Raw genomic sequence first — 14,454 nt, forward strand, 5'->3', positions numbered from 1 at the left:
TTTCGCCCGAACAACGTTGAGCAAAAATCGTTGGTATCGAGCCCCCGCAACCAAATCAAATACACTCGTCTCCTAGCCGCCCAAGGGCGGCTTGCCGCGCTTCCAAGGGGGGAAGTGTTGAAGCGCGGTAAGCGCAATGAAAAATGATCAAACGCGTCACAACCCTGCTACGCGAAGCAGGTTGGCAACCCAGGAATAGTGATCAGGATTTTTGAAACAGTTCGGCCAGGCCCAATTGAGCGAAGTAAAGCCGGGCTGAAGATCAAGGATGCGGTGTGCGTGGCGGCGGGCGAGGGACAGGTTGTTGGCCTCGGCTGACAAGACACACAAAACGACGCGCGCGCGTACGCTTCCCGGGCTGACGCGCAGCACATTATGCGCATGTCTCCACGCACTCTGGTCACCGGACAGGGCCAGCGCCATGGCCAGATTGGCTTCGATCCAGATCGGTGGGTGAGGAGTGAGCGCAAGCGCCTGTCGGCAAAGGGCAATCTCGCCCGCAAGCTGATCATCGTATCCCAAAAGCCCCGCGTGATACCCGAGCAATTCCGGGCTGTTCTGGAACCGCTCAAGCACTTTCTGCATCAGGCGACAGGCCTCTTCGGTTTCACCAGCAACATTAAGAGTAAACGCCTCAAGCGCGGCGCAATAGGGGTCGCTGGGGTGGCTGGCGCGCAATGTCTGGCAGGTAGAGATCACCTGTTTCAGCGTCTGTTCTGGCGTGGTGTCCATACCGAGACGGATCATGTCCAACTGGCAAAACCCGATCGCCACATGAGCGGGCAAATATCCGTCATCCAGCGCCAGACAGGTTTCATATTGCTGGATCGCCCGAACCAACCCGTCTTGTGTTGTATGGCTTTCTTGTATGCGGCCTTGCTGAAAGGCAGTCCAGATTTCGGTTGAGGTGGCGCGCGATGACCAGATATCGGACCAGTGCCCGTCACGCAGGTTCAACTGCAGTGCCTGCACCACCTGCATCGAGATTTCTTCGACTGCGTTAAAGGTATCCTGAGCGCGGAACCGGAACCGACCGGCCCAGAGACAGGTTTTGTCCAGTGACGACGTTAGTTGAGCCGACACCCGCAGGCCCGACGCGCCGATAATCACACGCCCGCTCAGGATATATCCTTCAACCGGGCCTTCCTGACGGCTGGCATCGCGAAGCTCGATCACATCGGACAGGGTTCCGAGAAGAAACATAAGCTCGTCATGGATGGAACTTGCCGCGATATCCAGTTCTGCATCGCTGCCAACCTGTTCCATTTGTTCGACCATCACAGTCGGACGCTGACGGCCCCATTGGGATGGCACACGGGGCTGAAACGGCAATCCGCCGGGAATGTCTTCTCCGGTGTCAATGTCCCAATAGGCCTGTCGTTCAACCGTCAGCCAATCTTCGAATTCGGGATCAGCGACATCCAGACCTTCGAGCAACTCTGCGCGGTCTGGCAACAATTGTTCGTCGAACAGATCAACCTCAAGCGCATCAAGATTGATCGAAACGGTTTCGCGATCGATGTCCAGAAAATCGAGGCCGAACTTTCCAAAGTGTTTGGTCAGAACACTGAGTTCCTTGCGCAGTGATGAGGCCCCCTGCGCAGGGGCGCTGCTGCTCCACAGCCGGTCCTGAATCCAGACCCGGCTGCGGACTGTGTTTTTCGACAACAGGACCAGCGCGAGCAACGCCTTGGCCTTGGTGCCGCGTGGGGTTGCGTCCCGTCCATCGTCGCAGATGATCTGAAACGGGCCCGAAAGGAATATCTTGGTTCGAGCTTGGCTCATGGTCATCCGTCAGAAAGGCCGCAACGCTTTAGTTATTTACCACACCCGCGCACCGAGATTTCACCCATGGCTTCTGCGGCGATGTCACGAAGATCGTAGTCGTCCAGCGCCGAAGCTGCGGGTTTGCCCCGTTTCGAGGACAGATCAGGGACCACCAAATGGACCTGTTCCGCGGTGTCATAGACAAAGGAAATGTCAGGATTCGCGGGGTCACCGCCTTCGTTGGTGCCGTTGAACATGTCCCGGATCGTCTTTTCACCTGCTTCGCGGTTCGCGCCTTGCGACTGATCTGACTCAGCCGCCAGTTCGAGAATTGCGAGTCCAAGCTCTTTGAGCGAAACGCCGTCATTCAGTTTCAATCTTGCCATTCCAAAAGTCCTTTCACTGGCTCAATAATAGTCGTTAATAACTCTTTAAGCTATTTGCAGGAAATGAAAATGTCCGTCACATTTATTCAAAATGCCGAAACGTCAAAACTCATTTCCAAACCGTCTTTCGCCGACTTTCCCGACAATGCCCCGATTCATGCCGCGTTCCGACTGATCGAGCTGCGCAAGGGGACGGTTTCACCGCCCGGTGCGATGGCGCGTCGGGTAGCTTTCGGGGTGGCTGATACGCCCGAAATGGCGGCGCAGTTGTCGGGGTTCGAAGCGATCGAGCGCTATGCATTGCAATACAGTGCGGATGTTGAACAGGCGTGCCAGAGCCTGTTTTCGTCGGATGGTATCGTCCAAGAACTCCCGCTAGGGGCATTGGCGCTTGGCGCGCCAGAAACCAATGGTACCATCAGTTCCAAAGGGGCAGCAGCTGGACCAACGCTTGCCGATGCGGCCCTGCGCGCCGTTTATGAGTGTCTGGAGCATGCACTGGATGGGGCGGGAGACTATTCGCATGTCGCATCACCGGAGTGTTTGCCAGATACGCTGGTTTCCTGGCTGGCCAAGCATCTGCGGACACTCGAGATTCATGTGCAGCCCTTTCCCGAGATCGGGCTGCTTGTCCGCGTGATGTGCAGTGACTTTGACGGGGGGCGGCCCTGCTATGGCACGGCATTTGCCGCCGAACTGGGGCAGGGCGCTCTGAGTGCGGCGGGCGAAGCGATTGTCTCGTGGCGCAATATGGTTACGCTTGAGCATAAGGGCGTGACGCCCCAAGGAATGGACGCGGATGAATCGCGGTATTTCGAACTGTATCGGGGCGCTCGCGGGGACCGGCCAATATCGCCGCACACCGTTTTTGACGTTGAAACGTGGAGCTCTCCTGCGCCCGACCTTGCCCATACTCTGGATTTTGCGGCCAAGGTTCTGGGCGCGCCGGTTGCCGTATTTGACATGACGGCGGCAGACATTCCGCTGCCTGTGGTAAAAGCGGTGCCGATTACGGGCTAAGGCCACAAGCCAGTTAGTCTCCGCGCAATCCCCGCGTGCCCGGGACCACACCCAACGGGTTTTCGTAGAGATCGGCAAAGGCGGCGATTTCCTTGCAGCGCTCATAGCTTGGCAACCCGCGGGTGATGGCAGAGCCTAACCTTGAAGGAATGTCGCGAAACTCGTCCTTGGCGATCTGGCGTGGGGTGTTTCCGATCACCACAAGCGGCCCTACCTCGATCAGACGTGCCAGAAGATAGCCCGAGACGGGCATCGTCCGTGCGCCCTTGGTCCAGATGAGATCATCCAGAAAACGCGGATCGTCATCGCCCGGGCCGAACTCGAGCCGCATGGCCATACCCTCACGCCCGCGGGAAAAACGAATCCAGTCCTTGGGAACCGGCTGCCCATCAATGCTTAGGTCTTTGGTTTTGAACGCGCGCAGATAGACACCCAGCGGATTGGCAAAGGCCATGACACGCCCCTGTGGCGGGTTTGAACCGCGCAAAAAGACCTGATCATAGGCCGCTTGGGCCGCGCTGGAATCGGCGTTGCGGCAATAAAGATCTTCGCGATCGACCGACAGAAAAATCTCTTCCAACTTGGCGCGCCTGCGTTTGCCATCCTGATTGACGGCATAGGGGAATGACCCGAAATGCACGACAAAAATCAGATCATTCAGCCCGTTGATATTTTCGGCCATGAACAACACATGATTGACATTTAGCGGGTGTTCGGGTGGTTGTGACCGCCCCCAACCCACCAGCCTCCGGCGAAAAATCTCGGTACGGGTTTTGACATTCAGGCTATTCCATTGCGACGCCGGCATGCCGAACAGCTCTTCTGCGTCATAAGCACGGCCCGTGATGCTGGTCACACGTTGCAGGAAATAAGGAAGGTCATAGACCGCCATGGCCTGCCACCATTCCATCATTTCGGTTGTCGCGACAAATCGTTTTGGGCGCAGGTTGCCCTTTGCATCGGGAGACATGATCAATGTGTATTCAAGGTACTCATTGTGTAGCTCCGCCCGTCCGGGCCATCCCCAGTCGGACAATTGCACCGCCAACTCTTCTCCAAGGCAATCCAGCGGTTCTCGTGGATTGGCGAGCCATTTGATGGAATGGGCGATCTTGCTGTCGGTGATGTCCGCTGGATTCGACACCAGAAACGGGCTGGCGTGATGCGAATTGATCAGGTTGACAATTGTGTCGTTCCATACGGACAGAACCGCATCGTTTACACCCGGATCGGCAAGGCCCGGAGAACGAAAAATGTGCATTGACTCTCCTCTCAAACAGTGCGGATTTGAATTTGGGCGGCCGCAGGACGGGCTCCTGCGGCCGCGTCGGCCCGGAGAGCACAGCTGGGGACAAGGCTCTTCCGGCAGACAGGGGGGAAACGACCAGCGTGTTTATTCAAACGATGGTCGATATGTTCTTTGTTTCATGGCGTTACGCCTTGGTCTGTGACGGCAGGTGACGTGTCCACCAGTCGTGCAAACTGCAACCGTGCAGGTGAATGTCCGCGTCACCGCGCCCATTTCCGGAAATGGTCAGCGTGTCGCCGTCAAAGGTTTCAAGTGTCATGGTCACGTCTTGGGAGAAGGCGACCATCTGCTCTGACAGAATACCGACCGCGATCCGCTCTCCCATGCGCAGGCTTTCAAAGCAGTCACTGTAATAATGCACGCCCGCCATACAGCCCGCGAGCGACAGGTTCTCCGCCAGTTTGTTCAACTCTCCGTTCAGGGTTAGGGTCTCGGGCGTGTCGCCGTCTTGTGCCGGCGCCAAAGCCAGACCGCCTGCTTCAGGAACACACACCTCGGGGGCACCTGCATCCCGCAGAGACATTGGCGTACGGTCTGCGTCATGGGTGCGGAAAAACGCCTTGATCATGGTCACGCAGGCACCCGCCACTGCGGCATGTCCCGCCCCGTAAGACGGATGCATCGGCGAACCTTCGGGGCACGTCATCGGCAACAACAGGTTGCGCGTAATCTCGGGTAGGCGACGCCAGGACGGGGAGGCATGCTTGAACCGGCGTTCGGACGGGGCCGCAACAATCGCTTCGACCAGATCAAAACCCTCAGCATAGGCCGTGTCGAGCTTGTCCAGATGCCGAGAGGCCATAGCCTCGGCCGCACCAAGTTCCGCGCCGTATCCGTTTTCAACCAAACAGGCCACACTGCCCAGTTTTTCAGGACGGGCGCGGTTGTGCACCTGAAACTTCTGTCGCCACGACGCCCGATGCGCCCGTGTCGCGGTTTCCGTCACCAAGGACAGAAGATATGATTTTTCCAAGCTGGCAAAGCGATCTTCGGCATGATCGTCGGGCAGTCCGGGATCGCATGCGGTGCCCCAGTTCATCAGCAGAAGGATCGCGTTAAGATAGGTATCACAAGACGCATCCGCGCAGGCCAGTGTCGCCAGATCGCGCGGGGTTTCAATGAACTTTCTCTCGCCCTCAAAAGTGGCGCGCTCTTGTTTTGTGTTGGCACCATTCTGAACATCCAGCCACTCGGCCCAGTCACGCAGGTAATCCACTCCCGGCTGAGGCGCAGTGATCCGCTGATCCAAGGGTTCGGCGCCGTTTGGGATAAACCCATCCCGTGCCGTCAGGTTTGCATCATCTTCTGAGGTCGCTCCCTGCAAAAGAAATTGCGACACATAGGGACCATCAGCACAGCCCGCGCTTGCTCCGCGGAACAGGGATTGCGACGTCAAACCTTCGCCATCCCGAACGCGCCGGCAGCTGGACACTGAGTCTAGGGCGTTGCCATTGGCATCTGTTGGCGTCTGTTTGGGATCGAACCATGCCATATTGGACAGCGCCAAAGCGACGTGTTCGGCGGCTTTGCTGCTACGCAAATCTTCAAAAGAATGATCCCGCAGATGCGCCATTGCGTAAAGCTCGGCCATTTCCGCAGCGAGCTCGTCCGACCCGAGGCCGGGCGCCGGCGGCAACGCAACTGTTTTCACTTCTGTGACAAGCTGTTGATCGGGGAAAGGCATATCCCAGTCACGCCAACCAAAATCGCCCCCATCAGTATGCGGCTGGGTTTGGAAGGTGCCGCAATAGGCCGGCAGATCAAACAACGCGATCCGGTTTCCGGCGTTGTCGGTATAGCTTGGGTCGGTAATCTCTGCAAAAAAGCTGGTGTAGGAATAGGGCGTCACAATACCAAAAGTGTTGTGTTCCAGCCCTTTAGAAAAGCTGGTTGGCCATGTGTCGTGAAAAGCCTCGGCCTCGCCGTTGCAATGGGTTTCAACCTCCAGAGCAGCCAAAGGGATCATCGCAGCACGACGCTTGAGCGCCTCGACCACTTGGTCAGACTCCGTGCTAACCGGAGCCGGAAATGTGAAACTTACCTCTTTGGACATGGTGCCCTCCTTGTCGTGCAAGGGCATGGGGCACAGGCAGCATTACCGGATCGTTACCGATTTGGCCGAAATCGTTACTTCGAGACAAAAACTGGAAAAAATTAACGAAATATTGCAACTTTTTTCGATTACCGGAATCTCGGAGCCGTTTTCGTAAGCGACTTGCCGATGGAGTCCAGGCCACGCATGCACCAACATTCAAACTGGACCAAATAGATGGGGCTGATCACAATAGCTGACTTTTCAGGAGATAGGACCAAACCCGACTTTGGGAAAAATCAGGACTTTCAGGACCATAAACGCACGGTTGTCTGCGCTCAAATGAAAATCTGGCAGTTTTCCATTAACTCCAAAGGCCGGTCAGATTGCGATGTCTGCTGGTGTAACACTTTGAAAATGTCTTGTTTGTGAATGTTTCCACAAACAGAAAGAGCGGCCATCTGACCGCTAAGACTCTGCTTTGGTAAGGGCGCCATCTATTCAAAATCACACAGGGGATCGTGCTGCTTGGGTCATAAAGTCTTCTCCAGCATTTGTTGCCCTGCTTTTTCAAACAAAACCGGTATTGCGTTTGGGGGACGTTGGCCGACATCACCTGTTGTCCAAAGCACGCGCGCGGCGCGGATTATGCCTGAGTGACAGACCATGACCGGCAGCGCCGCCTCTGATGCCGCGCAGATATCGATGATCGTCGTTTGTACGCGCATCAGCATATCAGGCCAGCTTTCGCCGCGATCCGGCGTGTCTTCACGGACGGGCTGGTTGCTCAAGGGGTGCCCTTCGAAGACGCCCCAGTCTCGCTCGCGCAATCCGTTATGCAGTTCGAACGCTTGGCCCGGAAAGGCAAGCCTTGCGGTGCACTGGGCGCGTGACATTGGGCTGGCAAAAAGTGCAATCGGTTCTGGCCAGAGCCTGTGCGAAAGCGCACGCGCCTGATCACAACCCCTCTGGGTGAGCGGCACATCCGTTACTCCGGCGATGATTTCATCCGCGTTGGCTGTCGTCTCGCCGTGGCGGATCAGGCAAAAACTGCGAGAGGGTAGGTGTGTCGCAATCATAGGCGCACCCGATCGTGAAAAAACACCTCGGCGTCCAGCTCCTCAATCAGGTAATCTTCCGGTTTCGTGCAAAAGGCAGGGGCAAAACGTTTTGCGCCGAGGCGCGCTAACATCTTTACCTGATCGCGCAGCGGCGGATGCACATTCCAACGCCGGAAATACCCGCCCGTAACGCTGCGAATGCCACGCGCATGGGCGGTCATATGGCCGGTGAACACAACATGCGCGTCGCGCCCCAGACGCCCGCTTTCATGCCATGCCCGCACATAACCCCAAGCAGAGCCTCCGTCGGCGTTGGGCGTGTCACAAATCAGAAACCGTGCCTGTTCCATCGGGCCACGGTCCAAAAGCGGGGCGATTTCCTGTGCATCTGTGCTGACGGCACCGCTGCTCAATGCGGCGCGCAGCGTGGATTGGCATTCAGGGTCAAGCATCACGCTTTCACATCCATAACGCCTTATCAAATGCAGGGCCATTTCGCCCGCGCGACCAGAGGGCGGGGCGGGCAAAAGCACTTGTCCCTCGACCCCGTCCAAAAACGAATTCAGCGCCTTGAGCCGATCCGACTGCGGCACATCGTCAAGATGATAAGAGCAATCCAAGATCGCTGTCGCGGCAGGGGGCGGCATATCAAAAGTGAACCAGTCGGATTCCTCGGACCAATCACCGGAATAGAACAGACCTTCGCCGAGATCGAAATGGAACCAGACCCCACCCATCGCATGGCCATTGCGACCGGTGGTCAGGGTGACGCCGTTGATTGTCGTCTGGCCCTGTTCGGGCAACAGATGCACATTGGCTGCGGGGGGCAACGCTTTGGCTGTTTGTGTCGTGGCATAAATAGGCAACCCTGCTTCAACCGCATGGGACGCGCCTCCGATGTGATCAATGTGGTCGTGGGTGATGAACACCGCCTCGGCCCCTTCAAGCCATGCAGGATTGAAATGCGCGTTGGCCTCGGGGCCAAAGCCGCAATCAAGAAGCCAGATCCGGTTGTCCACGGTCAATTGCATGCATGCAGGGCCTTTGTCCCCGATGCCGGAAAGTAATCGTATGCTTTGCATTTATTCCTCTGAAAAGGCCCAGGGTGTTGTGATGGTCACGCCCAATTGCGCGCCGACTTCGAAACGGGCGCGCGTTTCTGCAAACAAGGACGCGCCGCAGTCGGTCACCGTTTCCAACAGATATTTCCCGCCCATATAGGTGACGCGTGCGACCTTGCTGCGCAGATCGCCACTCTCGGAGATGGTCAGGTTTTCGGGGCGCAGGCAGACATGACTGACCCGCGCCGCTTGCTGTGCCGATTGCACGTCAACCTCTGCTCCGAGTATCCGCGCCCGCTGTGCGCTTCCGTCCTGTTTGATTTCTTGCACGGGCACGACGGTCCCGCGTCCGACAAATTCGGCAACAAAGCGGTTCTTGGGGCGCTCATACAGGGTTTGTGGCGTGTCGAATTGCTGAATGCGGCCCTGATCCATCACCGCAATCCGGTCAGCCATTGCCATGGCTTCGGCCTGATCATGGGTGACATAGACCATCGTGGCACCGGTGCGTTTGTGAAAGTCGGTAAAGACGCCCTGCATCGTGGCCCGCAGTGCGACATCGAGATTGGCAAGGGGCTCATCCAGTAGGACGGCACAGGGATCAGACACAAGGCAGCGCGCTAAAGCGACCCTCTGCCGTTGCCCGCCGGACAGGTCAGAAGGCATGCGGTCGGCATATGCTTCAAGCCCAGTCGAGGCGAGCGCCGCATCGGTATGTCTGGTGACCTCTGCCTTTGAGAACCTGCGGATTTCCAGGGGGTAGGATACGTTGCGGCGTACCGACATATGCGGCCAGAGGGCGTATGATTGAAAAACAAACCCTATGTTGCGTTCCTCCGGGGGCAGGTTTGCCCCCGTTTCGGCATTGGCCATTTCGCGTGTGCCGATACGGATCTGACCGCTGCTGGGCGCTTCGAAACCTGCCAGGAGGCGCAAGAGGGTGGTCTTGCCACAGCCGGACGGCCCCAAAAGCGCGATGAACTCGCCATCCTCAAAACGGGTTGTGATGTCTTGCAGCGCAGGCGTGCCAGCGAATGTTTTGCCAACGCAGGACAGGTCTATGTCTGCCATGGGACAACTCCTTTGGGAAAGCGGCGGGAAAACAGTTGGATCAGCGCCATAAGGGCCACGACCACAAAAACGATGGTCATCGCCAAGGCGCTGGCCATGCCGGTTTCGCCGCTGTCATCGAGATTGAAAATCACCACGCCCAATGTCTCGGTGCCCGAAGACCACAAGAGCGCAGAAACCGTGAGTTCGTTAAACGCGGTGAGAAAAACAAGGATTGCCCCTGCCGCCGCCGCTGGTGCCGAAAGGGGAAAGATCACATCACGCAGCCGTCGGTAGAGAGAAGCCCCGACCGATTGCGCGGCCTCGTCCATGGCAGGATCAAATTGCTTCAAGCTTGCCTGAACCGGGCGAAACATCACCGCAAAGAAACGCGCGAGATAGGCCAGAAAGATGATCCAGATGGTGCCGTAGAGCGTGGCCTCGGTAAAGGGCAGCTTGATCAGCAGCAAGATCATCGCAATTGACAGGACAACACCTGGCAACGCGTAGGGCAAATCAAGCAGGCTGTCGAAGAGGCGGGCAAGTCGCGTTTTGCGCCGTTCCATCAGCCACGCCAAGGGCAGGCAGAGAATGACCAAAACGACAGACGCCCCTACAGCCAGCCCAAAAGAGTTGGCAAAGGCTCGTGACGTGACAGGCTGGCGGAATAGAACCTCATACCAGGAGGCAAGCGTCACTGTATCAAGCCGCAGCGACACCCCGTATGCAGGCACCAATGATGTTGCCAAAAGCCCGAACATCGGCAGGACAAGGATGGCAAAGACCACCGTCCAGAGGAAAATCTCGACCGGCAGACGGGCGGCACCCAACGGTAAGGCCAAAGGGCGGGAAGTGCTGCCCACAAGATGTAGTTTTTGACGCGATTGACACAGGCGTTGCAACAGAATGCCCGCCACGGCGACGGCCCCGATCAGCATCGCCAGAACCGAAACTTCGGCCAGGACGGTTGTCCCCATACCGGCCAGCTTTTGATAAACGAGTGTCGGGAGGGTCGCATAGCCCGCCGGAATGCCCAGCATCGCCGGAATGCCAAAATTGCCAAGCGCAGTCACAAAGGTAATCGCCGTGCCGGCCGCCAGACTGGGCAAGGTCAGCGGCATCACAACTTGCCACCATGTGCGCAGACCTTTGGCACCGCTGATGCGGGCGGCCTCAACCACGTCTTGTGGGATTGAACGCAGACCAGCGCGCAGGGTCAGAAAAATAATCGACATATGCTGGATGCCCAGCAGGAAGATGATCCCTTGTGGTGAATAAAGCGGCTGTGGCGCGCCAAGCGGGGGGGCAATGCCCAATGTCTTTAGCAAAACCGAAGAAGGGCCCATGATCTGGGTCCAAGACAGCGCAGTGATCTGCGGCGGGATCATCATCGGGATCATCAGGCAAAACACCAAAGCCGCCTTGGCGCGCAAATCCGTCAACGCCACCAGAAATGCAAAGGCCGCGCCCAACACCAGCGATACCAATGTGCCAAAACCGGCCGTGACCAGCGAATGCTTAAGAGCGTTCAGCGTCGAAGGCTGGGCCAGCACCTCGCGCATGAGGGTCAGGCTGGGGCTGCCCTGATCGGTGACGCCTTCCACAAACAGACGCAGAACCGGTGCGAGCGTCAGACAAATCGCGATAACAAGAATAGCAGAGAGCAGCCGGGCCTCGGACCGGCTGCCTCCAGATTGTTGGATGGCGTTCATCAGTTGGCGCCGAAAAGCTCTGAGAATTTGACTTTGTTGGCTTCGGCGTTTGCAAGGGCCTCGGCCGGGTCAAAGGCCATCAGCTTGATATCGTCACGGGCGGGAAACCCTTCGGGGACGCCCATACCGTTACGGGCAGGGATATAACCCATCTCCAAAACAAGCTCTTGGCCTTCGGAGCTCAGCAGAAAGTCGACGAATTTCTCTGCGCCTTCGACGTTCTTGGCAGAGGACATGATCGCGACAGGTTCGGTGACGTAAGAAACGCCTTCTTTGGGGAAGACAAAGTCAACAGGCGAGCCATCAGCCTTGTTGCGGATCGCGAGGAAGTCGACAACCATGCCATAAGGTTTTTCACCCGAGGCGACGGCTTTGAAAGTGCCGCCGTTACCGCCCTGTGCGCGGGCCTCATTCGCAGCGAGGTTTTCGTAGTAACCCCAGCCCAATGTCTTATCGCCGGTCAGCGTTGCAAGGTGGATCAGCGCGGCACCGGAATACAGCGGCGAAGGCATCGCGATTTGCCCTTTGATGGCGGCCTCCGAGAGGTCTTTCCATGACGTTGGCGCCGCTTCAACACCTGTGTTGTAAACGATCCCGGTCGTGATCAGTTTGGTCGAGTGATAGTAGCCTTCGGCAGAATACAGCGCCGCGTCATAGGCACCGGCCTCTTGCGATTGATAAGCGGTCAAAAGACCCTCTTGCGCCATGCCTTCCAGTGTCACGGTATCTGCGATCAACAGGACATCGGGCTGCGGGTTTCCGGCCTCAATCTCGGCACGCAGACGCGCCATCAGTTTTGTTGTGCCGTCGCGAACCCAGTCAACTTCGGTGCCGGGATTGGCGGCCATAAATGCGTCAACCGTGCGCTGCGCATCGGCATTGGGTTGTGAGGTGTAAAGAGTAATCGTGTCGGCCATGGCTGTGCTGGCCAAAAGCGCGAAAGCGGTGGATGTGGCGAAGGACTTCATGGGGCTCTCCAGAGGTTATCGCTTTCGAATGAAAGCAATTCAGGATGCGCCTTATCCCTGAGAAGCTAGACAGTTTTGTATCAGTTGTTTGAAATTTTTATTTATGTATGGGGAAGCTGAAGTTCACCTAAGTTGTTGAGAAATAACATAATAAACCCAATAAGGCACCGTGCGATTGGGAGCCCTTCAGAGAAGAGATCAAACCATTGCGTCATAGCCCGAGAACGACGCGCTATCTGCGGTCGTGCGCCGAACCCAATCGCATTGGTTTTTGGCAGGGCATAGCGAGAACGGTAGGTAAATCTGGTGTTTTCATAGCTGATCCACCACTCCCTGCCACAACGACAACATGACGCTAGCCTTGCAATTTTGCACAGAATTTTTGCTTCATCTTTCAGGTTCGAAAAGAGCTCCACTGTAAAAAGTCAGCAAACAGGACCAATTGGAAGCAAGGGGGCAGCGGTTATTCTGTGTGTTTTACTTGAATGCCCGGGTTGCAGGTCAAAACAGACGTTCACTGAAACCGGACGAGCGACTTTTTCTTAGTAATCCCCCATTGTGGGTTGCTTGCTGTCGCGTGTTAGGGGGAGATGTGATGCAACCACAGAGGCAGTGAACAGATGGACAATAAGATAACCACTTCAACCAATGGAAACAGCTGGGAGATTGCTCCGACAAACACGGTCGCAGGAGTCATCCTTGTCGTTTTGGTTGTCTACCTGTTTTTTCGCCACTTCATGTTCATACTTATGTTCATGGACTTAGTCTTGGGTTGGCTACGTAAATTCAAATGGTTCCCCAAAGAGGGCAGGCGTTGGAAGACGTTCATCCATTGGCTCATAGCGTTGGCACTGTTTATTGGTTTTCAATATGTTGCTAATTCGGCAGGTTGGCTAGAGTTTGTTCCTCAATAGTAGCCAATGGCGCAAAGCGCAGCATCGGTCATTCTGGGTTCAAATCAGACGTTGCCTGAATGGCCATCAATGACCGCAATGGGGCGTTCGCAAAAAGGTGAGGGGTAGAGCCAAACTAATGACGGTTGTATCCTCGGTGTTTCGATGGTTTTGGCTGCGGAAAGCAAATTGGAAAAATAGGCAGAACATGCTTTAAGCCGGTCAAACAAGAAAGGACCTGTCGCATCAATACGTTTGACCCCAAGACGCTATCGCAGGCTCATCAAGACGTGGTTGAAAACACCCGCCGATGGCTTGACCAGATGGTCGTAGGACTAAATCTATGCCCGTTTTCCTCGAGCGTCATAGCCCGAAACCAAGTCTTTTATGCCGTATGTGATGCCACCACCGATGCAGAACTACAGCAGTTCTATCTGACTGAATTACAGCGTTTGCTTGAGACGAACGAAAATGACGTGGCCACGAGCTTGCTCATGATTACCCAAGGTCTAGAAGAGTTCGGAGATTTCCTCGACGTACTCGATTGGTTCCAGCAGCTATTGGAGCAAGCAGACCTGACAGATCATGTGCAATTGGCGTCTTTTCATCCTCAGTATCAATTTGAGGGTGTGGCGGCAGACGACCTTAGTCACTTTACCAATCGCTCACCCTACCCAACCATACATCTTCTGCGCCAAGATCAGATGACCAAAGTCCTCGCGCACGTTTCGGACCCCGAGAAGATCTATTTGGATAACATAAAGGCATTGAATAAACTTGGTCGCCGAGAGATCGAAGCGCTTTGCCCCTGGGGAAAATGAAAACTGTTTGCATCGCCTTGGGGCCGCAGAGATGTCTGCAATGGACAGTTTCTCTGCCTCCGCTGCTTCAGGGCTTTGGCGTACTCCAAACTGTCTCCGGTTCTTTACAAACTCATCAGGTGTTAGGCCGAACCTTTCGCGAAGTGCCTACTCCAAGGTGCGTTCGTTCACACCTGTGACTTGCCTTAGGTTCGCAGGCGTTGCAATTGCGCTGATCAGCCAGACTCCGTTGGCGGTAAAGATCATCCATGATGCCGATGTTCTCAAAGCCCAGCGCGGTGTGGCCATGGCCGAGGTATTGGGGCGGGCGGGTTATAGCCCGCCACGAAATCTGGATGGATCAATGTCCCAATAAGCATGGCGGCTTCCTCCGA

At 56.2% G+C, this 14,454-nt stretch carries 12 protein-coding genes; 3 read left to right on the forward strand and 9 right to left on the reverse strand.

All coding sequences use genetic code 11. The features are described 5' to 3' along the window. Positions 1-156: 156 nt before the first annotated feature. Positions 157-1,785, reverse strand: coding sequence for a hypothetical protein (locus tag PH7735_RS00055; protein ID WP_058309306.1), 1,629 nt, complete (start codon positions 1,783-1,785; stop codon positions 157-159). 32 nt (positions 1,786-1,817) lie between these two features. After that, positions 1,818-2,153: a hypothetical protein gene (locus tag PH7735_RS00060; protein WP_058309307.1), complete on the reverse strand. Its 336-nt coding sequence runs from the start codon at positions 2,151-2,153 to the stop codon at positions 1,818-1,820. 69 nt (positions 2,154-2,222) lie between these two features. Between PH7735_RS00060 and PH7735_RS00065 the strand changes: the two genes are divergently transcribed. Beyond that, complete coding sequence (locus PH7735_RS00065; RefSeq protein WP_058309308.1) at positions 2,223-3,173, forward strand: YcaO-like family protein; 951 nt, start codon at positions 2,223-2,225, stop codon at positions 3,171-3,173. 13 nt (positions 3,174-3,186) lie between these two features. Here PH7735_RS00065 and PH7735_RS00070 read toward each other — a convergent pair whose 3' ends face one another. The 7 genes from PH7735_RS00070 to PH7735_RS00100 all read right to left on the reverse strand — a co-directional run bounded on the left by PH7735_RS00070 (position 3,187) and on the right by PH7735_RS00100 (position 12,366). Continuing rightward, positions 3,187-4,434, reverse strand: coding sequence for a DUF8225 domain-containing protein (locus PH7735_RS00070; protein WP_058309309.1), 1,248 nt, complete (start codon positions 4,432-4,434; stop codon positions 3,187-3,189). Between the two features lie 172 nt (positions 4,435-4,606). Then, positions 4,607-6,535: a phosphatase PAP2 family protein gene (locus PH7735_RS00075; protein WP_058309310.1), complete on the reverse strand. Its 1,929-nt coding sequence runs from the start codon at positions 6,533-6,535 to the stop codon at positions 4,607-4,609. Between the two features lie 512 nt (positions 6,536-7,047). Beyond that, positions 7,048-7,593, reverse strand: coding sequence for a histidine phosphatase family protein (locus PH7735_RS00080; RefSeq protein ID WP_058309311.1), 546 nt, complete (start codon positions 7,591-7,593; stop codon positions 7,048-7,050). Further along, positions 7,590-8,606, reverse strand: coding sequence for an MBL fold metallo-hydrolase (locus PH7735_RS00085; RefSeq protein WP_058309312.1), 1,017 nt, complete (start codon positions 8,604-8,606; stop codon positions 7,590-7,592). The genes PH7735_RS00080 and PH7735_RS00085 overlap by 4 nt, the downstream gene beginning before the upstream one ends. A gap of 51 nt (positions 8,607-8,657) precedes the next feature. Beyond that, positions 8,658-9,707, reverse strand: coding sequence for an ABC transporter ATP-binding protein (locus PH7735_RS00090; RefSeq protein WP_058309313.1), 1,050 nt, complete (start codon positions 9,705-9,707; stop codon positions 8,658-8,660). Next, positions 9,695-11,398 (reverse strand): ABC transporter permease, encoded by a 1,704-nt coding sequence (locus PH7735_RS00095; RefSeq protein WP_058309314.1) that lies wholly within the window; start codon positions 11,396-11,398, stop codon positions 9,695-9,697. Before PH7735_RS00095 ends, PH7735_RS00090 begins: the two co-directional genes overlap by 13 nt. Beyond that, on the reverse strand, positions 11,398-12,366 hold the full coding sequence (locus PH7735_RS00100) for an ABC transporter substrate-binding protein (protein WP_058309315.1): 969 nt from the start codon (positions 12,364-12,366) through the stop codon (positions 11,398-11,400). Before PH7735_RS00100 ends, PH7735_RS00095 begins: the two co-directional genes overlap by 1 nt. 1,183 nt (positions 12,367-13,549) lie before the next feature. Here PH7735_RS00100 and PH7735_RS00110 point away from each other — a divergent pair. Together PH7735_RS00110 and PH7735_RS20475 are read left to right on the forward strand one after the other, a co-directional pair. Next, on the forward strand, positions 13,550-14,080 hold the full coding sequence (locus tag PH7735_RS00110; RefSeq protein ID WP_233488248.1) for a DUF1415 domain-containing protein: 531 nt from the start codon (positions 13,550-13,552) through the stop codon (positions 14,078-14,080). Between the two features lie 175 nt (positions 14,081-14,255). Continuing rightward, positions 14,256-14,435 carry a hypothetical protein gene (locus tag PH7735_RS20475; RefSeq protein ID WP_145865231.1) on the forward strand — a complete coding sequence of 60 codons (180 nt, stop codon included), beginning with the start codon at positions 14,256-14,258 and terminating at the stop codon, positions 14,433-14,435. Positions 14,436-14,454 lie beyond the last annotated feature (19 nt).

The sequence above is a fragment of the Shimia thalassica genome, from assembly GCF_001458215.1.
Lineage (GTDB): Bacteria > Pseudomonadota > Alphaproteobacteria > Rhodobacterales > Rhodobacteraceae > Shimia > Shimia thalassica.

What these genes read in the sequence shown, in the direction of transcription:
- PH7735_RS00060 (WP_058309307.1), bottom strand. Translation starts at nt 2,153, where the DNA reads ATGGCAAGATTGAAACTGAATGACGGCGTTTCGCTCAAAGAGCTTGGA.
- PH7735_RS00100 (WP_058309315.1), bottom strand. Translation starts at nt 12,366, where the DNA reads ATGAAGTCCTTCGCCACATCCACCGCTTTCGCGCTTTTGGCCAGCACA.
- PH7735_RS00095 (WP_058309314.1), bottom strand. Translation starts at nt 11,398, where the DNA reads ATGAACGCCATCCAACAATCTGGAGGCAGCCGGTCCGAGGCCCGGCTG.
- PH7735_RS00075 (WP_058309310.1), bottom strand. Translation starts at nt 6,535, where the DNA reads ATGTCCAAAGAGGTAAGTTTCACATTTCCGGCTCCGGTTAGCACGGAG.
- PH7735_RS00065 (WP_058309308.1), top strand. Translation starts at nt 2,223, where the DNA reads ATGTCCGTCACATTTATTCAAAATGCCGAAACGTCAAAACTCATTTCC.
- PH7735_RS00055 (WP_058309306.1), bottom strand. Translation starts at nt 1,785, where the DNA reads ATGAGCCAAGCTCGAACCAAGATATTCCTTTCGGGCCCGTTTCAGATC.
- PH7735_RS00085 (WP_058309312.1), bottom strand. Translation starts at nt 8,606, where the DNA reads ATGCAATTGACCGTGGACAACCGGATCTGGCTTCTTGATTGCGGCTTT.
- PH7735_RS00080 (WP_058309311.1), bottom strand. Translation starts at nt 7,593, where the DNA reads ATGATTGCGACACACCTACCCTCTCGCAGTTTTTGCCTGATCCGCCAC.
- PH7735_RS00070 (WP_058309309.1), bottom strand. Translation starts at nt 4,434, where the DNA reads ATGCACATTTTTCGTTCTCCGGGCCTTGCCGATCCGGGTGTAAACGAT.
- PH7735_RS00090 (WP_058309313.1), bottom strand. Translation starts at nt 9,707, where the DNA reads ATGGCAGACATAGACCTGTCCTGCGTTGGCAAAACATTCGCTGGCACG.